Here is a 20,472-nt window from a genome sequence, read left to right as displayed (position 1 = left end):
AGCCTCAAGGCTAGCCGCCCAAGTAGGCCTGACGCACGGCTTCATTGCTAAGCAAGTTCGCCCCAGTATCTTCCAAAACGATACGACCATGCTCCATCACATAACCACGATCTGCCAGTTTCAAGGCTTGGTTAGCATTTTGCTCAACCAAGAAAACCGTGACGCCATCATTACGCAATTGCTCTAGGATTTGGAAAATTTGCTGGATGATAATAGGAGCCAAACCTAAAGAGGGTTCGTCCAGTAACAACAAACGCGGCTCGCTCATCAACGCACGACCAATCGCTAACATCTGTTGTTCACCACCACTCATAGTCCCAGCGCGCTGCTGAAAGCGCTCATGTAAGCGTGGGAATAACGACAAAACACGATCCAAGCGCTCTTCACGCATATGCTTGTCATCACAGAAAAACGCGCCCATTGCGAGGTTTTCTTCTACGGTTAAACGGGCGAAAACCCGACGACCTTCTGGCACGATAGCCATACCCATACGCATAATTTGCGCGGTGGTTTTACCTCGTAAGTGCTGACCTTCATAAATGATATCGCCGCTGGCTGCTTGTGGATCACCGCAAAGTGTCATCATTAAAGTAGTCTTTCCTGCACCATTGGCACCAATTAAGGTGACAATTTCTCCGCGATGCACCTTGATTGAGACGTCATGCAGTGCTTGGATTTTACCGTAGTAGGTGCATATATTGTTCATCACCAGCATGAGTTATTCCTCTCCCAAATAGGCTTTAATCACCGCTGGATTATTACGCACTTGTTCAGGCGTTCCGCTGGCTAAAGGTGTGCCTTGATTGATCACGACAATATGATCAGAAATATCCATCACCAGTTTCATATCATGCTCAATCAATAAAACACTGATGTTATGGTTGTCGCGCAAATCATTGATCAACTGCTTCAGTTCATCCGTTTCACTGGGATTAAGACCGGCCGCCGGCTCATCTAACATGAGTAAGGATGGACGGGTTACCATGCAGCGAGCAATTTCTAAACGACGTTGCTGACCGTAGGCGAGGGTGCCGGCTTCACGATTAGCATCATCCAGCAAACGCACTTTTTCCAACCAATAGACAGCGTTATCCAGCGCTTCTTTTTCGGCTTTACGGTAGCTGCGAGTTTTAAATAAACCGGCCAGTAAGCTGTTATTTAGGTGCTGATGCTGAGCCACGAGTAAGTTTTCCAGCACTGTCATCTCTTTAAATAGACGCACATGCTGGAAGGTGCGAATCATTCCTTTACGAGCAATTTGATAGCCAGGCAGGCCTTGTATCTCTTCGCCAGCAAAGATGATTTTTCCTGCGGTGGGCTGATAAAAACCCGTTAAACAGTTAAATACCGTGGTTTTTCCAGCACCGTTTGGACCAATCATGGAAACAACTTGACCTTGTTTAATGGTCAAACCAACCCCGTTTACCGCCAGTAAACCACCAAAACGCATGCTTAAGTCAGACACTTCTAAAATATTGCTGCTCATGGTTTTAACTCCACATGCGGACGTTTCATCGGCAACAAACCTTGCGGTCGCCAAATCATCATCAATACCATCATCAAGCCGAACAACAACATGCGGTACTCGTTAAATTCACGGGCCATTTCTGGCAGTACAGTCATCACAATGGCCGCTAAAATAACGCCAATTTGTGAGCCCATTCCACCTAAGACTACAATGGCTAAAATGATTGCTGATTCGATAAAGGTAAAGGATTCTGGACTGATAAAACCTTGACGTGCGGCAAAAAAACTACCTGCGAAGCCTGCAAAGGTGGCGCCAATAGTAAAGGCGCTGAGTTTAATATGGGTGGGGTTAAGACCCAGCGCACGGCAAGCAATTTCATCTTCACGCATGGCTTCCCAAGCACGGCCAATTGGCATACGGATTAAACGATTGATCACAAATACGGTAATCAGGACTAACACCAACGCCAACAGATATAAAAACATCACGCGGTGATTGGAGTTAAAGGCAATCCCGAAATACTCGTGAAACGTCTGCGCACCGTCGCTTGCACGTTTACTGAACTCTAGGTTAAATAAAGTCGGTTTAGGAATATTGCCAATGCCGCGTGGACCACCGGTAATGTCTGTGAGGTTATTAAGCAAAATGCGGATGATCTCACCGAAACCCAAGGTGACAATGGCCAGATAGTCGCCGCGTAGTCGCAGTACTGGGAAGCCGAGAATAAAGCCAAAGAACGCCGCCATAATTCCTGCTGCGACTAAACCTGTCCAAAAACCAACGCCAAAATACAAAGCGAGCATGGCATAGGTATAGGCACCCACCGCGTAGAAACCGACATAGCCAAGGTCCAGTAGGCCGGCCAAACCGACGACAATATTGAGGCCTAAACCCAGCATCACGTAGATCAATACTAGGGTGGCAAGGTCAATTTGGCTACGCGAGCCGAGGAAGGGGAAAATTAACGCGGCGGCAATTAAAAAGCACCAGATGAGGCGCTGTACAAATTGACGTTGGCTTAAGTCACGTAAACCCGCGGAGAGGGTCGGCTTGGGTATGAGGCCGAGAACACGTTCAATGGGATCGCGAAATAGGTTGTAGACAAAGATCAGTGCGGCGGCGGAAAAAACTTTCCACAGCACATCCGCTTCAGCGCCGACTAAGGTCAACTCTGTGCCAACTTGAGTTAAACGTATACCAAGCAATATACCGCTTAAAATCAATACAACAATTGCGGAAAAAATCGCTGATTTAATATACAAACGCATCAGACTTTCTCCACTTCTGGTCGCCCCAAAATACCGGTCGGACGAAATAACAGAATTAGAATTAGCAGGGCAAAGGCCACTGCGTCTTTATATTGACTACTGAAATAACCTGAGGTCATGGCTTCAGTGACGCCGAGTACTAAACCGCCAAGTACGGCCCCTGGAATACTGCCAATGCCACCCAGCACTGCTGCGGTAAAGGCTTTGAGGCCGGCCATAAAACCAATATAAGGATTGACTACACCGTAATACAAACTCAATAGCACCCCAGCAACGGCAGCCAGCATGGCACCAATTACAAAAGTAATACCAATAATGGCGTTGCTATTAATACCCAGAAGCCCCGTCATTTTAATGTCTTCAGAGCAGGCACGGCAGGCACGACCTGTGCGCGAGCGAGAAATGAAAATAGTCAGCGCAATCATTGCGATAAAAGTGGTGACAAAAATAATAATCTGCATATAAGACAAGCTGGCGTGGAAGCTGGCCTCATCGCCGATGGTCACGCCGCCGGTAACTAAACGTGGCATTGCCACATCACGTGCACCTTGGGCAATACGAACAAAGTTTTGCAGTAAGATCGACATACCAATGGCTGAGATCAAAGGTATTAAGCGATTGCTGCCACGTAATGGCCGATACGCAACGCGTTCAATACTGTAGCCGTAAGCGCTGGTGACAATAATACTCAGAGCAAACGCGCCGAAAATCATCAGAGGCAGACTTTCTAAGCCCAGCATCGCCAGACCAGTTAGGGCTATAAAGGTGACATAGCTACCGATCATATAGACTTCGCCGTGAGCGAAATTAATCATGCCGATAATACCGTAGACCATCGTGTACCCAATAGCGATTAGCGCATAGGTACTGCCTACAGTAAGACCGTTGAGCAACTGCTGCAGAAAATAAAAAAAGGCTTCGTTCATAAGAGTATCCGGACAACAAAACAGCCTCGCGCACTTAGATGGTAAGTGGCGAGGCGTGAGACGGTTAAATTACTCGGTTAGAGCTGTTTTGCTGCCGTCGGCGTGCCATTCGTAAACGACAAAGCTGAAGTTTTTCAGATCACCTTTGTCGTCAAACTCAAGTACACCCGTTGGCGTATCAAAGCTGTTATTACGCAGTGCTTCAGCTACTTTTTCTGGGTCTTGTGATTTACTGATAGTCATCGCATCGGCCATCACTTGTACTGCAGCATAAGCCGGGAAAACAAAGGCACCGCGAGGGTCTTGTTTCTTCGCTTTAAACGCGGCAACTAAATGGGCGTTTTTAGGGTCTTCATCGAACGCTTTCGGCAAGGTTACTAACATACCTTCTGACGCATCACCGGCAATTGCTGAGATGTCACTGTTGCCGACGCCTTCAGGACCCATAAAGCGCGCGCTGAATTTGTTTTCTGCAGATTGGCGCAGCAACATGCCCATTTCTGGGTGGTAGCCACCGAAGTATACAAAATCAACGTTCTCTTTTTTCAGCTTAGCAATCAGTGCTGAGAAGTCTTTATCGCCAGCAGTAACACCTTCAAATAAGGGAACTGGAATTTTCGCATCATCCAGTGCTTTTTTAACCGCAGTGGCAATGCCTTCACCATACTGCTGCTTATCATGCAAAATAGCAGCGCGTTTCGGCTTTAGCTGATTAATCACATAGTCGCTAGCGGTAGGGCCTTGCATGCTATCGAGGCCAATGGTGCGGAAAATAAGAGTGTAGCCTTTCTGAGTCAATTCTGGCGTAGTTGAGGCCGCGGTAACCATCATGATGCCTTCTTCATCATAGATGTCAGCAGCTGGCTGACTTGATCCCGAGCACAGATGGCCGACGACAAAACGAATACCATCGTTAACAATTTTGTTAGCTACAGCAACGGCTTGCTTAGGGTCGCAAGCATCATCATAGGTCACAGCTTCTAGCATGCTGCCATTCACGCCACCCGCTTTATTGATTTGCTCAATGGCCATCAAGGCACCCATCGATTGCATATCACCATATTGGGCGACAGGACCGGTAACTGGGCCGGCGAGGGCAATTTTAATGGGCTCAGCAGCCAGTGAGTAGCTCGCTGCACTCACTAAAGCCATAGCGGCGAACAGTTTGCTGATACGTTGAGTTGTTTTGCTCATAAAATTAGCACCTTTTAATAGTATTCTTATAGTTCCATCGCCTAATCGTAATTAAGTGATGGCTTTCGGCAATCATCAGTGTAGTGAACTTCTCGGGTAAGTGGAACTGGCTAATATAGCCTTTAAGTCATAGAAAAAGAGCTTAACCGGCGATCATTTAGAGATTGGCAACAAAAAACCGTAGTAGGTGTCATAACTGACTTGCTAGTCAGGTTTTGTTGGGTATGGACTGTTGTTTGTAACTGCGCTAGCTATTGTTTTTATATGGGTTGCGCATTGAACCCTGTATACCTTGGATTGGCCTGCAGATAGCGCTCTGTCTACATACTGCAGTAGACAAGCCATCGCCCGTCTATTGCAGTTAAGGTTGAGATGTTACACCGTGCGAGAGAACTCACCTCGCTGTTTTACCCCAAGATAAGCATCAAACGCCATCGCTACGCTGCGCATCATCAAGTTACCTTTATCGAGCAGGACAATGGTTTGATCGCTGATCGTCACTAAACCATCTTCGACGTGCTCTTGCAGTGCCGTCAGAGCATCGGCAAAGTACTGATTGAAAACAATACCGTGCTGTTGCTCAATAGTCGCAATATCAATACGGTTATGGCACATCAAGGTGCTGATCACATCCCGACGCAAACGGTCATCAGCATTCAGTTGGTAGCCGCGATGCAGTGGTAATTCGTCTTTGTTTAAGTAGGCATAGTACTGCGACAACTCTTTAACATTTTGACTGTAGGTGTCACCCACCTTACCAATTGAAGACACGCCTAAACCGATCAAGTCGCAATCAGCATGCGTTGAATACCCTTGGAAATTACGCTGCAGGGTATCGTTGATGCGCGCTTGCGCTAACTCATCTTCAGGTAAGGCGAAGTGATCCATACCGATATAGACATAACCAGCACTGCATAAACGACGAATGGTCAGCTCTAAAAGTTCCAACTTGCGTTCCGGAGGCGGCATGTCTTCGGGACGAATCAAACGCTGTGCACGAACCAGCTTAGGTAAGTGTGCGTAGCTGTAGGCGGCAATGCGATCGGGACGCAGGGCGATGATTTTATCCAGCGTGGTATTAAAGCTTTCTACCGTTTGTAGTGGTAAGCCATAAATCAAGTCAACACTGATCGAGCGGTAATCCGCCTTACGTGCTGCAGTCATTAATACTTCAACTTGCTCATCGCTTTGAATACGGTTAACCGCTGCTTGCACTTTAGGATCGAAATCTTGCACGCCAAAACTGACACGATTGAAGCCTAAATCATGCAACAGTTGCAGCTGTTCTGGAGTAATAGTGCGCGGGTCAATTTCTAAAGAAAACTGGCGTTGCTCTGTATCATCCAAATTAAAGGCACTATGCAAGGTGTCCATTAAGTCAGAGAGTTGCTCTTGGGTCAGGTAGGTCGGCGTACCACCACCAAGGTGTAGCTGAGTCACCCTACGTTTCTTATCAAACAAGCTGGCCTGTAAATGAATTTCCTGCTTTAAATACTCAAGGTATTCAACTGCGCGACTGGTTTTTTGCGTGATAATTTTATTGCAAGCGCAGTAATAGCAAAGGCTTTGGCAAAATGGGATATGGATATAAATAGATAAGGGTTTAGCGTCTACCTGCTGGTTACTGCATTCGGCGGCCTGTTTGTAATGATCTGCAGCAAAAGCGGTATGGAACTGTGGTGCAGTTGGGTAGGAGGTATATCGTGGACCAGGACGGTCGTATTTTTCCACAAGTGCTCTGTTAAAGCTTGGCATGTGCTCCATTGGCCAGACCCCTATTATAAAAAACGAATTAGGCGATCAGCTTTGCCGATCATTATTGAATAGCGATAGACTACATTAACTGCGTAGCATTGCGGTAAAAGACCTGCAAGATCTTGATTTAGGGCAATTTTTCCTATCCCGTTAGATAAAGAAAACCACATAATAGGCAGATTATGAAAAGTAAAGTTATTCGATGGGGATTGATTGGTTTGAGCTTTTTAATAACCGGCTGTCAAAGCCTGCCGAGCTTAGACGGACGAACCCAGTCGATCGCTTACTCGAAGCAACAGGTGGCTAATACTTATTTTGCTAAGGCACTGGTGCCGCTTGAACAGCAATATGGTGCGGATAAAAGCGGTGTTTTCCCGCTGATTGAAGCGGATGAAGCTTTTGCTGCACGAATGATGCTGGCTAAGTATGCGCAGCGCAGTTTGGACGTGCAGTATTATATTTGGCGCAACGATATGACCGGTACCATGCTGTTTGAAGCCTTGCATGAAGCGGCTGATCGCGGTGTACGTGTACGTTTATTGCTGGATGATAATAATACCAATGGCTCTGACCCTATTTTGTTAGGGCTCAACAGCCATAAAAATATTGAAGTGCGCTTGTTTAATCCGTTTATGTTGCGCAAACCGCGTTGGTGGGGGTTTCTGACCGATTTTTCCCGTCTCAATCGGCGTATGCATAACAAATCATTCACCGCCGATAATTCATTGACTATTATTGGTGGGCGCAATATTGGTGATGAGTATTTTGGCGCCACTGATGACGTTTTGTTCGCTGATTTAGATATCCTCAGTGCTGGGGCCGCAGTGCAGGATGTCTCTAATGATTTTGATAAGTACTGGCGTAGCGCCTCGTCTTATCCGTTGGAACGAGTAGTACGCAGTAAACACAGCATGCCATTGTTTGAGTTGCGTAAAAAATCTGCAGAAATTGCTGCCAGTGCCGGCGCTCAGCAGTATGTCGAATCGCTACGAGAGTCACCATTTATCACTCAGCTTGAGCAGCGCAATATTGATTTTGAGTGGTTAAATGTACGTATGGTCAGCGATGATCCGCGCAAAGGGCTGGGACAGGCGCAAAAAGAATCCTTATTGATTCAGCAGTTGCAAGACATTATCGGTGATCCAAACATTGATGTGGAGTTGATTTCCCCATATTTTGTACCCACCGAAGCAGGAGTAGAAGCCTTTGCTTGGTTGGTGCGTAAAGGTGTTGAGGTTAAGGTGCTAACCAACTCCTTATCGGCTACTGATGTGGCTGCAGTCCATGCGGGCTATGCTAAACGTCGTAAAGCACTGCTGAAGTCGGGTGTTACCTTATATGAGATGCAGCGTCATCCCACTCAAGCGAAGCGATTGAAGCGTAAAAAGCGCTTTTTAGGCAGTTCTGGCTCCAGTTTGCATGCCAAAACCTTCTCTGTGGATCGTAAACATGTGTTTGTTGGCTCGTTTAACTTCGATCCGCGCTCTGCAAACTTAAATACTGAGCTGGGTTTTGTGATTGATAGTCCGCGTCTGGCACAACGCATTAATCAAGCTTTTTATGATGAAATACCGGCCCATGCCTATCAGGTCAAACTGACTGATAATGGCCGTATTTACTGGACTGAGCAGCGTGATGCTGGTGTACAAACCTACACTTCGGAACCAAACAGCAGTGTCTGGCGTCGGATCAGTGTGCACATGTTTTCATGGCTGCCAATTGAGGGATTATTGTAATACTGCAAATTCTCTGTCGGATTGGATGGATATTTCCGTTCGACACCTCTAGAATGCATGCCCTTGATTCTAGGGTCGGTATGTCTGGCCACGTCTATTCAACGAGGAATAACCATGCAAGTTTCCGTAGAAAGCACTTCCGCCCTTGAGCGCAAAATGACCATTAGCGTTCCAGATGAGCGTATTGAAAGTGAAGTCACCAAACGTCTTCAGCAAACTGCTAAGCGCGCTAAAGTATCAGGTTTTAGACCGGGTAAAGTGCCAATGAACATCATCCGTCAGCGTTATGAAGCTGATGCGCGCCAAGATGTTCTAGGTGATGTGATCCAAGCCACTTTTTATGAAGCAGTGGTTGCTGAGAAACTTAATCCAGTCGGTCAGCCGGCGATTGAGCCAAAAGTATTTGAAAAAGACAAAGGTCTTGAGTTCATTGCGACATTTGAAGTGTTTCCAGAATTTGAAGTGCAAGGTTTAGACAGCATTGCAATTGAGCGTCAGAGCGCTGAAGTGGCTGATTCTGATATCGACAACATGCTGGACATCTTGCGTAAGCAAAATACTCGTTTTGTTGATGTAGAGCGTGCGGCTGCAACTGATGATCAAGTGACCATTAGTTTTGTGGGTAACATTGATGGTGAAGTGTTCGCCGGTGGTACTGCTGATAACGTACCTTTGGTGTTGGGTTCAGGCCGTATGATTCCTGGCTTTGAAGAGGCTTTAATCGGCTGCAAAGCAGGCGACACTAAAGTGATCACGCCAACCTTTCCAGAGGACTACCAGAACCTGGACTTAGCCGGTAAAACTGCTGAATTCAACGTGATTGTGAACAAGGTTGAAGCTCCAGAATTGCCAGAGCTGAACGAAGAATTCTTCGAGATGTTCGGTAACAGTGAAGGCGGCTTAGAAGGCTTCCGCGCTGAAGTTAGCAAAAACATGCAGCGTGAGCTGAAGCAAGCGATCAATGGCAAAGTAAAAAGCCAAGTGATGGATGGTTTGTTAGCCGCTAATGACATTGAAGTACCAGGTGCTTTGATTGCTAGCGAAGTGGATCGTTTACGCGTACAAGCTGTGCAGCAGTTTGGCGGTAACGTTAAACCTGAGCAATTGCCAGCGGAGCTGTTCACTGAACAAGCGAAGCGCCGTGTTGCACTGGGTTTAATCGTTGCACAAATGGTTAAGCAGTTTGAAATCAAAGCGGATGACGAACGTGTACGTAGCACCATTGAAGAAATGGCTGCTGCTTACCAAGAACCACAGCAAGTGATTGAGTGGTACTACAAGAACCAACAGCAATTAGAAGATGTACGTGCGGTTGTGCTTGAAGAACAAGTTGTAGATACTGTTTTAAGCAAAGCAAAAGTAACAGACTCTACTGTCACTTATGAAGAAGCAGTAAAGCCTGCAGCAGCGCCTGACGTTGCTGAAGAAGCTGAGGCTGAGTGATTTCACTCTGCAAGCCGCTAAATATTAATGGGTTAATCGCCTGTTAATTCACAAGCCAGCCCTAGTGCTGGCTTGTGTGTCTTTATGACGATGACCAATAAACTGGGAGCTACGGCAGATATGTCAGACACTATATTTATGCAAAATCCGCACGATATCCAAGCTGCTGGCGGTTTAGTGCCGATGGTAGTTGAGCAGTCAGCACGTGGTGAGCGCGCCTATGATATTTATTCGCGCTTGCTAAAAGAGCGTATTATTTTCTTGGTCGGCCCAGTCGAAGACTATATGGCCAACCTTGTAGTCGCGCAGCTTTTGTTCTTAGAAGCAGAAAACCCTGATAAAGATATTCATTTGTATATCAATTCACCAGGCGGCTCAGTCACTGCGGGTATGTCGATTTACGATACGATGCAATTTATTAAGCCTGATGTATCGACCATGTGTATCGGACAAGCGGCCAGTATGGGTGCGTTGTTATTGGCCGGTGGTGCTGCAGGTAAACGCTATTGCTTACCGCACTCACGCATGATGATTCACCAGCCATTGGGTGGTTTCCAAGGCCAGGCGTCAGATTTTGAGATTCATGCGCGCGAAATTTTAACCATTCGTGATCGCTTAAATAAAATCTTGGCCGATCATACCGGTCAACCGATTGAAGTGATTGCCAAAGATACCGACCGCGATAACTTTATGAGCGGTGACGAAGCAGTTAAATACGGCTTGATTGATCACGTGGCAACCAAGCGGAACATGCCTGTTTAATCAATGTTAAGTAATGCTGTATGTGTTTTATGTGGGTGCATGGGGTTGAAAAAGCCGACTGAAGGCTTCATCTTGTGTTCATAGCCTACCAAACTGGAACGAACGAATGACTGATACGCGTAGTGGCGAGGACAAAGGCAAATTATTGTATTGCTCCTTCTGTGGCAAAAGCCAACATGAAGTGCGCAAGCTAATTGCTGGCCCCTCGGTTTTTATTTGTGATGAATGCGTTGACCTGTGTAATGACATTATCCGCGAGGAAGTGCAGGAAGCAGAGTCTGATAGCGCAGCACATAAACTGCCTTCTCCAAAGGAAATCAGCGGCATTCTTGACCAGTATGTGATTGGCCAAGAACGTGCGAAAAAAGTGTTAGCGGTAGCGGTCTATAACCACTACAAACGCTTAAACAACCGTGATAAAAAAGATGACATCGAGCTGGGTAAAAGTAATATTTTGCTGATTGGTCCAACCGGATCAGGTAAAACTTTACTAGCAGAAACTTTAGCGCGCTTGCTCAATGTGCCTTTCACCATCGCTGACGCAACCACCCTGACCGAAGCGGGTTATGTGGGTGAGGATGTTGAGAACATCATTCAAAAGCTGTTGCAGAAATGTGATTACGATGTTGAAAAAGCACAGATGGGCATCGTGTATATTGATGAGATTGATAAGATTACTCGTAAATCTGACAATCCATCGATTACCCGTGATGTTTCTGGTGAAGGTGTCCAGCAAGCGTTACTGAAGCTGATTGAAGGCACTGTGGCTTCAATTCCTCCGCAAGGTGGACGTAAGCACCCACAGCAAGAGTTCTTGCAAGTGGATACCAAAAACATCCTGTTTATTTGTGGTGGTGCGTTTTCGGGCTTAGAAAAAGTTATTCAAAATCGCTCAACCAAAGGCGGTATTGGTTTTTCTGCCGAAGTGCGCAGCAAAGAGCAAGAGAAGAAAATCGGTGAGGCGTTACGTGACGTTGAGCCTGATGATCTGGTTAAATTTGGCTTGATTCCAGAGTTTGTTGGTCGCTTACCAGTGATTGCAACTTTAGAAGAGCTGGATGAAGCAGCATTGGTACAAATCCTAACTGAACCGAAAAATGCGCTGACTAAGCAATACGGCAAGTTGTTCGATATGGAAGGGGTTGAGCTGGAGTTCCGTCCAGATGCGCTCAATGCTGTGGCTAAGCGTGCCTTGTTGCGTAAAACAGGTGCGCGTGGTCTGCGTTCAATACTTGAAGGCATCTTACTGGATACCATGTACGATATTCCTTCGGAAACTGATGTCACTAAAGTAGTGATTGATGAGAGTGTTATTGAAGGCACATCCAAGCCGTTGCTGATTTATGCAGAGCAAGAAACTGTAGAGAAAAAAGCGGCACCTAAAGCTTAAATATCTGTCGCTGTTAACAAGAGGGCCTAAGGGCCCTTTTGTATTTTATAGCACCCACCTTGTAATTGTTGTTAGACATCCCCATCTTTGATCACAGGCTTAGCCAATATTTTACGGCCTGCGTGCCGCATGTGAGAGAGAAGAATGAAGACAATCATCGAATTGCCGTTATTGCCATTGCGTGATGTTGTAGTTTACCCGCATATGGTCATCCCCCTGTTTGTAGGGCGTGAGAAATCCATTGCCGCGCTTGAAGCTGCGATGCAAGGTGACAAAAAAATCTTGTTGATTGCTCAACGCAGCCCTGCCGACAATGATCCAGACATTGATGCCCTCTATCAGGTGGGCACCGTTGCAACTATCCTGCAGCTGCTCAAGCTGCCTGACGGCACAGTTAAAGTACTGGCTGAAGGTGGCCAGCGTGGCGAAATCCTGAAGACGCTGACTGATGCTGATGCCGATTACTTAAGTGCAGAAATTCAACTTGAAGCAGAAGAGCAGACGAGCAGCACTGAAAATGAAGTCTTGCGTCGTACTTTGTTTGAGCAGTTTGAATCCTTTGTCCAGCAAAGTAAAAAAGTGCCTGCGGAAGCGTTAGCTGGGTTAAGCGATATTGAGGATGTTGGTCGTTTAACTGACTCAATCGCTGCACAAATGACTCTTAAGCTTGAGCAAAAACAATCCATACTGAGCTGCAGTGATATTGCTGAGCGAGTGGAGCTGCTGCTAGGTCTTTTGGATACTGAGCTTGAGCTGCTCACTGTCGAAAAGCGTATTCGCGGTCGGGTTAAAAAGCAAATGGAGCGCAGCCAGCGCGAGTACTATTTGAATGAGCAAATGAAAGCCATTCAAAAAGAACTGGGCGAAGGTGAAGACGGTCATAACGAAATGGATGCGTTAAAAAAACGCATTGATGAAGCCGGTATGTCCGAAGAAGCTTTAGCTAAAGCCACCTCTGAGTTGAAAAAGCTGCAACAGATGTCACCCATGTCAGCTGAGGCGACAGTCGTACGTACTTATATTGACTGGTTGATTAGCACACCATGGACTGCCAAAAGCAAAGTGCGTGCAGACCTGCAGCGTGCTGAAGAAATTCTTGACGCCGACCACTTTGGTCTGGAAGAAGTTAAAGAGCGCATCCTTGAGTACTTAGCGGTACAAAAGCGGGTGAAGAAACTTAAAGGTCCGATTCTGTGCTTGGTCGGCCCGCCAGGTGTGGGTAAAACCTCGCTGGCAGAGTCGATTGCGCGCTCAGTGAATCGCAAATATATCCGTATGGCTTTAGGTGGAGTGCGTGATGAAGCTGAAATTCGTGGGCACCGCCGTACCTATATTGGTGCAATGCCCGGCCGTATTATTCAGCGCCTAAGCAAAGTTGGTGTGCGTAACCCGTTATTCTTGCTCGATGAAATCGACAAAATGGGCACAGATATGCGCGGTGATCCTGCGTCTGCCTTGTTAGAAGTGCTGGACCCTGAGCAAAACCATAACTTTAACGATCACTACCTTGAAGTGGATTACGACTTATCCGACGTGATGTTCGTTTGTACGGCCAACTCAATGAATATTCCTGGTCCCTTACTGGATCGTATGGAAATCATTCGTCTGCCGGGCTACACCGAAGATGAAAAACTCAATATTGCGAAGAAATACTTGGTTAGCAAACAACTCAAAGCCAATGGCCTCAAAGAAGCTGAGTTAACCTTTGAATCGGATGCGTTACTGGGTATTATTCGCATGTACACCAGCGAAGCCGGTGTGCGAGGTTTAGAGCGCCAAATTGCTAAAGTATGCCGTAAGGTAGTTAAAGAGCAGGCGGCAAAGAAAGCTATCCAGGTGCTGGTAAAGGCTGATGATCTTGAACATTACTTAGGCGTGCAGAAATACACCTATGGTTTGGCTGAACAGGATGATCAAATTGGTCAAGTGACAGGTTTGGCGTGGACACAAGTTGGTGGTGTCTTACTGACCATCGAATCAGCAGTGATTCCAGGTAAAGGCCAGCTAATTAAAACCGGTTCACTGGGTGATGTCATGGTTGAGTCGATGACCGCTGCTTTAACCGTGGTGCGTAGTCGGGCACAGCGCCTAGGCATCGCTCCAGACTTCTATGAGAAGAGTGACGTGCACTTGCATATGCCAGAGGGGGCTACCCCTAAAGATGGCCCTAGCGCGGGCGTAGGTATGTGTACGGCCCTTGTTTCTGCGTTAACTAAGATCCCAGTGCGTGCTGATGTGGCGATGACCGGCGAAATCACCTTGCGTGGACAGGTGCTGGCAATTGGTGGTTTGAAAGAAAAATTACTGGCTGCACACCGCGGTGGAATCAAAACCGTTATCATTCCTGAAGAGAATGTGCGTGACTTGAAGGAAATTCCAGATAATATAAAGGCCGATTTAGACATCAAGCCAGTAAAATGGATTGACGAGGTACTGCAAATTGCGTTGCAATACATGCCTGAGCCTTTGCCTGATGTCACATCTGAACTGTTGATGAAGGATGAGTCGCGTGATACTGAGGTGAGTGATTGTCTCAGAACGCATTAATGCAGTTGCGGTTGACATGCTTTTTGACACCTTGCTATAAAGCTTGGTGTCTGTGTCGTTTAATTGCATAACAGAGTTGTTTTGTTTGCATCGAAATTGCAATTATAATTATTTTTTGAAAAACCTAAGGGGACTTACGAGTGAACAAGTCAGAGTTAATTGATAAAGTTGCTGCTTCGGCAGATATTCCTAAAGCAGTTGCTGGACGTGCACTAGACGCCGTTATCGAAAGCATCACTGGTGCACTTCAAGAGGGAGACTCAGTCGTATTGGTTGGCTTTGGTACCTTCTCTGTTAAAGATCGTGCTGCCCGTACTGGTCGCAATCCGCAAACCGGTAACCCAATTGAAATCGCTGCAGCAAAAATCCCTGGCTTTAAAGCAGGTAAAGCACTTAAAGACGCTGTTAACTAAGCGCTTGTTAAGCATCAGTCTTAGGGCTGATGCACTTGGTACGTCCTAAGAGGTTCTTGCTGATCGAAAGACGCAGGCTTGTTACACGTATAAGTACATGCAAAGGCGCATCATTCGGTGCGCCTTTATTTTGTTAGACCTACCCATAATGCACAGCTATTTTCAATGGCGACATCGGGGGATGCATGCTGCAGAATATTCGAGATAACTCTACGGGGTGGATCTCTAAATCAATTGTTGGTTTGATTGTAGTGCTTTTTGCTTTTACTGGTTTTGATGCCATCTTAGGCTCAACCAGTAACCGTAATAACGCTGCTAAAGTAAATGGCGAAGAAATTACCCTTGATGCACTGGCTGAGGCGAAAAATCTTCAGCGCCGTCAGTTGATGCAACAATTTGGTAAAGATTTCGATACCAACCTCATCGATGATGCCCTGTTATCAGAAGCAGCACTGAAAGGGCTGATTTCTCGTAAATTATTGGTACAAGCAGCTGATCAGGCAGACTTTGCTTTTTCAAGTGCTTCTATTGATCAATTTATCTTACAGGCTCCAGAGTTTCAGGTTGATGGCAAGTTTAATGCCGACCGTTTTGACCAAGTGGTTCGTCAAATGGGTTACAGCCGTTTACAGTTTAGAAGCATGATTGAGCAGGAAATGCGTACCAGCCAATTGCAAGCAGGTATTGCTGGTAGTGCCTTTGTGACTGAACAAGAAGCACAAGCTTTTGCTCAATTGGAGCGTCAAACACGTGATTTTGCCATGCTGACTATTCAGCCTGATGCGAAACAAGTTACCGTTACTAACGCTGATGCAGAAACCTATTACAATGAACATAAGGCGGATTTTATGACCGCTGAAGAAATCGTTGTAGAATATATTGAGCTGGAAAAGTCAGCCTTTTTTGATCAGGTTGCAGTGGATGATACTGAGCTTAAAGAGCTGTATCAGGAAGAAATTGCCAATCTGACTGAGCAACGTCGTGCTGCTCATATTCTTATTGAAGTCAATGATCAAACGACCGATGAGCAGGCTCGCTTACAAGCAGAACAAGCCGTTGAGCGCTTAAATGCTGGTGAAGAATTTGCCGTCGTGGCTAAAGAACTGTCTGCTGATTTGGGTTCTGCAGAGCAAGGCGGCGACCTTGGTTTTGCTACGCCTGGTGTGTATGAGCCTGAGTTTGAAGAGGCGTTGTATGCGCTGAATAAAGACCAAGTGTCTGAGCCTGTGCGTACCGATTACGGTTGGCACGTGATTAAGCTGTTGGATGTTAACGCTGCTGATATCCCAAGTTTTGCTAGCCTTAAAGATAAGTTAACGCAAAGCTTACAAGCGCAACAGGTTGAGCAACGTTTTGTTGAAGCGGTTAAAGATTTGGAAGGCTTAGCTTATGAGTCAGCTGACTTACAGCAGCCAGCAACTGAGTTGAACTTAACCGTTAAAGTCAGTGAGCCGTTTGGTCGTGACGGTGCAGAGGGTTTATTTGCTAACCGCCAAGTACTTGATGCCGCCTTTAGCCCGGAAGTGCTAGAAGAAGGTGCTAATAGTATGGCCATTGAGCTTGATCCTGAGACGACCCTTGTGCTGCGTGTTAAAGAACATCACCGTCCTCAGCAGATTGTTTTTGCAGAGGTCAGCAAGCAGATTCAACAGCAGTTAACCGCCCAACGCGCTATTGAGCAGGCAACAAGCAAAGGCGAGACTTTATTGGCCAGCTTAAAAGAAGGTAAAACGTCTGTAGAACAAGCTAAAGAAACGGATTGGCAAGTTGTTGAGGCCGCTACTCGCGCTCAAGAGGGTATTGATCCGCAAGTACTGCAAAGGCTATTTAAAATGCCGAAACCAGCAATGGATTCTGCACAGTTTGCAGGCTTGAACTTAAGCTCAGGTGACTATGTAGTGTTGCGTTTGACCGGTGTCAATGATGCGCCAAAACCTTTAAATGCTGAAGAACTCGTTCAATACCAGCAGGGTTTAGCGTCACGTACAGGTCAGGCTGACTTTGCTGCATTAATGCAGCAACTTGAGGCGGATGCAAAAATACAGCGCTTCTAATTGGCTGATGAAAATAAAAACCCGCTTAAAAAGCGGGTTTTTTTGTGACAGGCAAAGACTTATTCTTCGTCTAGGTTGCCCATCGCTGTGGTATTAAAACCACCGTCTACATACATGATTTCACCGCTGATGCCTGAGGCTAGGTCAGAGCATAAAAATGCCCCAGCATTACCCACTTCATCAATGGTGACATTACGACGTAATGGGGTTTGTTTTTCATTTGCAGCCAGCATTTTACGGAAGCTTTTAATACCTGATGCCGCTAAGGTGCGGATTGGGCCTGCAGAGACTGCGTTAACACGTGTACCTTCTGCACCTAGGCTGCCTGCTAAATAGCGCACACCGGCCTCTAAGCTGGCTTTAGCCATACCCATTACGTTGTAGTTCGGCATCGTGCGCTCAGCACCTAAGTACGACAGGGTCAGCAAGCTACCATTACGGCCTTGCATCATGCTACGACCTGCTTTAGCTAAAGCGATAAAGCTATAGGCACTGATATCGTGAGCAATTTTAAAGCCTTCACGGGTGGTCACTTCAGTAAAGTCACCATTGAGTTGATCGCCTGGGGCAAAACCAACGGAGTGAACGATGCAATCTAATCCGTCCCATTTCTTTGCCAGTTCAGCAAAAACTTGTTCGATCTCTTCGTCATTGGCGACATCGCATGGAAAGCACAGGTCTGCAGATGAGCCCCAGCTTTCGGCAAAGCCTTCAACACGGCCTTTGAGCTTGTCATTTTGGTAAGTGAAAGCCAACTCAGCGCCTTCACGGTGCATGGCCGCCGCGATACCTGAGGCAATGGACAGTTTGCTGGCCACGCCAACGATTAAAACGCGTTTACCGGTCATAAAACCCATGGTTTTTCCTCTTCTTGAGTCAATTATCGTAATCACAATTGTGCTGGGCTATTTATAAAAGCTGCGGCTAACAACTGCTGTGTGTAATCCTGTTGTGGTGCGGCAAAAATATCTTCCGCTGCACCTTGTTCAATCACTCGCCCTTGACGCATCACCAGCAATTGGTGACTGAGCGCTTTAACTACCGCCAAGTCATGACTAATAAATACATAGGTTAAATTGTATTTCTGCTGTAAATGACGCAGCAATTCCACCACTTGGCGTTGTACGGTACGGTCCAACGCTGAGGTTGGTTCATCCAAAATAATCAGCTTTGGTTTAAGTACCAAGGCGCGGGCGATAGCAATCCGCTGACGTTGCCCCCCAGAAAACTCATGAGGATAGCGATGCCGTGTTTCTGGATCGAGGCCCACTTCATGCAGCGCCGCAATAATGGCCAGCTCTTGTTCCTCAGCATTCCCCATCTTGTGGATGCGTAACCCTTCACCAATGATATCTGAGACGCTCATTCTTGGGCTCAGGCTACCAAATGGGTCCTGAAAAACCACTTGAATGTCACGGCGCAGCGGGCGCACCTGTTTTTGCGAGAGACCATCAATGGCGTTTCCGCCGTAAAAAATACTGCCTTTACTATGAATTAAGCGCAAAATCGCTAAACCGAGCGTCGATTTACCCGAGCCACTTTCGCCTACTACGCCCAGTGTTTGTCCGCGCTGCAGGCTAAAACTAATGCCATCCACCGCTTTAACGTAATCAACCGTGCGTTGTAATACCCCTTTTTTAATCGGAAACCAGACGCGTAAATCATTGGTCTCCAGCAAAGTGTCGCTGGCCGTATGCGGTACCGGTAAGCCGCTGGGCTCTGCGCCGAGTAACTCTTGGGTGTAGGGGTGCTGTGGGGCGCTAAAGATCTGCGCACAAGGTGCTTGCTCGACAATTTCGCCATTTTGCATGACGCAAACGCGGTGGGCGACGCGGCGCACCAGATTCAAGTCATGGCTGATCAATAGAATTGACATACCTAGACGGACTTGTAAGCCTTTGAGTAACTCTAAAATAGTCAGCTGCACTGTGACGTCCAGCGCCGTAGTCGGCTCATCGGCAATCAATAGCTCTGGCTCATTGGCCAAGGCCATTGCAATCATAACGCGTTGGCGCTGGCCGCCAGAGAGCTCATGTGGATAAGAACTCATGCGTTGCGCTGGATTTTTGATTTCAACCAAGGTCAGTAGCTCTAACGTGCGGGCTGAGGCTTGTTTAGTTGTCATGCACTTGTGCAGGATCAGAATTTCATTGATCTGCTTTTCAATAGTATGCAGCGGATTAAGAGAACTCATCGGCTCTTGGAAAATCATGGCAATGCGGTCACCGCGTACTTTGCGTAGATACTCGGGCGCAGCGCTGAGTAGATCTTTACCTTGGTAGATAATCCGACCACTAGGATGACGGGCCAACGGATAAGGCAGTAAGCGCAAAATCGAGTGCGCGGTGACTGATTTACCTGAGCCACTTTCGCCCACCAGCGCTAGCGTTTCACCTTTATTGATGGCGAAACTGATGTTATTTACCGCGCGCGTGACATTTTCACCGCTGATAAACTCAACCGATAAGTTCTCAATGCTGAGCAGTTGCTCTGTCTTATTTTCTTGGATCGAATGCATCACGAGCAGCCTCACCAATAAATACCAATAAACTGAGCATCAATGCCAATACCGTAAAGGCGCTAATGCCCAACCAAGGTGCTTGTAAGTTGGATTTGCCTTGCGCGACTAATTCACCGAGTGACGGCGAGCCGGGCGGTAAACCAAAGCCTAAGAAATCCAACGCGGTTAAGGTACCGATCGCACCGGTTAAAATAAACGGTAAGAAGGTAATGGTCGAGACCATGGCGTTGGGCAAAATATGCCGAAACATAATTGCGCTGTTTTGCATGCCTAAGGCTCGCGCAGCGCGCACATATTCAAGGTTACGGCCGCGCAGAAATTCAGCGCGAACTAAATCCACTAAACTCATCCAAGAGAACAGCAGCATAATACCCAGCAGCCACCAGAAGTTCGGTTGAATAAAACTGGCCATAATAATCAACAAATAGAGCACTGGCAGCCCTGACCAGACCTCTAAAAAGCGCTGACCAATTAAGTCGACCCAGCCGCCATAAAAGCCTTGTATCGCACCGACAAACACACCAAACACCGAGCTGGCCAAGGTTAGAGTCAGGGCAAATAATACCGATATACGGAAGCCATAAATCACTCGAGCGAAGACATCGCGACCTTGATCATCGGTGCCCAGCCAGTTTTGCCTAGAAGGAGGCGCGGGTGCCGGGACTTGCAGATCGTAATTGATACTGGAGTAGTTAAACGGGATCACTGGCCAGAGCATCCAGCCTTGTTTTTCCGCAATCAACTCTTGGATATAGGGGCTCTTATAGTTAGCTTGCAATGGAAACTCACCGCCAAAGGCGGTTTCGGGATAACGTTTGAGTACAGGAAAGTAGAGCTCACCGTCATACTGCACCACCAGCGGTTTATCGTTAGCAATAAACTCAGCGCCCAGCGATAAAACAAATAAGATTAAAAACAGCCACAAGGAATACCAGCCGCGTTTGTGGGACTTAAAGCGAGCGAAGCGTCGTTGATTAATCGGAGAAAGGGCCATC

16 protein-coding genes are annotated in these 20,472 nt (G+C 46.8%); 7 read left to right on the top strand and 9 right to left on the bottom strand.

The window, feature by feature from the left end; translation table 11 throughout:
- Positions 1–10: 10 nt before the first annotated feature.
- The 6 genes from JYJ62_RS01540 to hemN all read right to left on the bottom strand — a co-directional run bounded on the left by JYJ62_RS01540 (position 11) and on the right by hemN (position 6,620).
- The gene (locus tag JYJ62_RS01540) at positions 11–715 is read right to left on the bottom strand and encodes an ABC transporter ATP-binding protein (protein WP_205340418.1); all 705 of its coding nucleotides are present in this window, start codon (positions 713–715) and stop codon (positions 11–13) included.
- 3 nt (positions 716–718) lie between these two features.
- Complete coding sequence (gene livG / locus JYJ62_RS01535) at positions 719–1,486, bottom strand: high-affinity branched-chain amino acid ABC transporter ATP-binding protein LivG (RefSeq protein WP_205340416.1); 768 nt, start codon at positions 1,484–1,486, stop codon at positions 719–721.
- A complete protein-coding gene (locus JYJ62_RS01530) occupies positions 1,483–2,736 on the bottom strand; it encodes a high-affinity branched-chain amino acid ABC transporter permease LivM (protein ID WP_232365689.1) in 1,254 nt (417 codons plus the stop codon). Before JYJ62_RS01530 ends, livG begins: the two co-directional genes overlap by 4 nt.
- The gene (livH, locus tag JYJ62_RS01525; protein WP_205340414.1) at positions 2,736–3,662 is read right to left on the bottom strand and encodes a high-affinity branched-chain amino acid ABC transporter permease LivH; all 927 of its coding nucleotides are present in this window, start codon (positions 3,660–3,662) and stop codon (positions 2,736–2,738) included. Before livH ends, JYJ62_RS01530 begins: the two co-directional genes overlap by 1 nt.
- A gap of 69 nt (positions 3,663–3,731) precedes the next feature.
- Positions 3,732–4,856: a branched-chain amino acid ABC transporter substrate-binding protein gene (locus JYJ62_RS01520; RefSeq protein WP_205340412.1), complete on the bottom strand. Its 1,125-nt coding sequence runs from the start codon at positions 4,854–4,856 to the stop codon at positions 3,732–3,734.
- A 375-nt stretch (positions 4,857–5,231) separates the two neighbouring features.
- The gene (gene hemN / locus JYJ62_RS01515; protein WP_205340411.1) at positions 5,232–6,620 is read right to left on the bottom strand and encodes an oxygen-independent coproporphyrinogen III oxidase; all 1,389 of its coding nucleotides are present in this window, start codon (positions 6,618–6,620) and stop codon (positions 5,232–5,234) included.
- Between the two features lie 173 nt (positions 6,621–6,793).
- Between hemN and JYJ62_RS01510 the strand changes: the two genes are divergently transcribed.
- From JYJ62_RS01510 to JYJ62_RS01480, 7 genes are all read left to right on the top strand, one after another.
- Positions 6,794–8,347 (top strand): phospholipase D family protein, encoded by a 1,554-nt coding sequence (locus tag JYJ62_RS01510; protein ID WP_205340410.1) that lies wholly within the window; start codon positions 6,794–6,796, stop codon positions 8,345–8,347.
- A gap of 114 nt (positions 8,348–8,461) precedes the next feature.
- Positions 8,462–9,790 (top strand): trigger factor, encoded by a 1,329-nt coding sequence (gene tig, locus JYJ62_RS01505; protein WP_205340409.1) that lies wholly within the window; start codon positions 8,462–8,464, stop codon positions 9,788–9,790.
- 120 nt (positions 9,791–9,910) lie between these two features.
- Complete coding sequence (gene clpP, locus JYJ62_RS01500; protein WP_420042810.1) at positions 9,911–10,552, top strand: ATP-dependent Clp endopeptidase proteolytic subunit ClpP; 642 nt, start codon at positions 9,911–9,913, stop codon at positions 10,550–10,552.
- A gap of 106 nt (positions 10,553–10,658) precedes the next feature.
- Complete coding sequence (gene clpX, locus JYJ62_RS01495; protein WP_205340408.1) at positions 10,659–11,942, top strand: ATP-dependent Clp protease ATP-binding subunit ClpX; 1,284 nt, start codon at positions 10,659–10,661, stop codon at positions 11,940–11,942.
- A gap of 144 nt (positions 11,943–12,086) precedes the next feature.
- On the top strand, positions 12,087–14,489 hold the full coding sequence (lon, locus tag JYJ62_RS01490; RefSeq protein ID WP_205340407.1) for an endopeptidase La: 2,403 nt from the start codon (positions 12,087–12,089) through the stop codon (positions 14,487–14,489).
- A 140-nt stretch (positions 14,490–14,629) separates the two neighbouring features.
- On the top strand, positions 14,630–14,902 hold the full coding sequence (locus JYJ62_RS01485; protein ID WP_205340406.1) for an HU family DNA-binding protein: 273 nt from the start codon (positions 14,630–14,632) through the stop codon (positions 14,900–14,902).
- A 185-nt stretch (positions 14,903–15,087) separates the two neighbouring features.
- Positions 15,088–16,956, top strand: coding sequence for a SurA N-terminal domain-containing protein (locus tag JYJ62_RS01480; RefSeq protein ID WP_205340405.1), 1,869 nt, complete (start codon positions 15,088–15,090; stop codon positions 16,954–16,956).
- Between the two features lie 59 nt (positions 16,957–17,015).
- Here the strand turns inward: JYJ62_RS01480 and fabI are convergent, their stop codons facing one another.
- The 3 genes from fabI to JYJ62_RS01465 are packed head-to-tail and all read right to left on the bottom strand — an operon-like array spanning position 17,016 to position 20,471.
- Positions 17,016–17,813: an enoyl-ACP reductase FabI gene (fabI, locus tag JYJ62_RS01475; protein WP_205340404.1), complete on the bottom strand. Its 798-nt coding sequence runs from the start codon at positions 17,811–17,813 to the stop codon at positions 17,016–17,018.
- Positions 17,814–17,845: 32 nt separating this feature from the next.
- Entirely contained in the window at positions 17,846–19,474 is a 1,629-nt protein-coding gene (locus JYJ62_RS01470; protein ID WP_205340822.1) for an ABC transporter ATP-binding protein, read from the bottom strand.
- The gene (locus JYJ62_RS01465) at positions 19,452–20,471 is read right to left on the bottom strand and encodes an ABC transporter permease (protein WP_205340403.1); all 1,020 of its coding nucleotides are present in this window, start codon (positions 20,469–20,471) and stop codon (positions 19,452–19,454) included. The genes JYJ62_RS01470 and JYJ62_RS01465 overlap by 23 nt, the downstream gene beginning before the upstream one ends.
- Position 20,472: the final 1 nt, after the last annotated feature.

The organism is Denitrificimonas caeni (genome assembly GCF_905120345.1).
Taxonomy (GTDB): Bacteria; Pseudomonadota; Gammaproteobacteria; order Pseudomonadales; family Pseudomonadaceae; genus Denitrificimonas; species Denitrificimonas caeni_A.
This window is presented reverse-complemented; position numbering and strand designations above follow the sequence as displayed.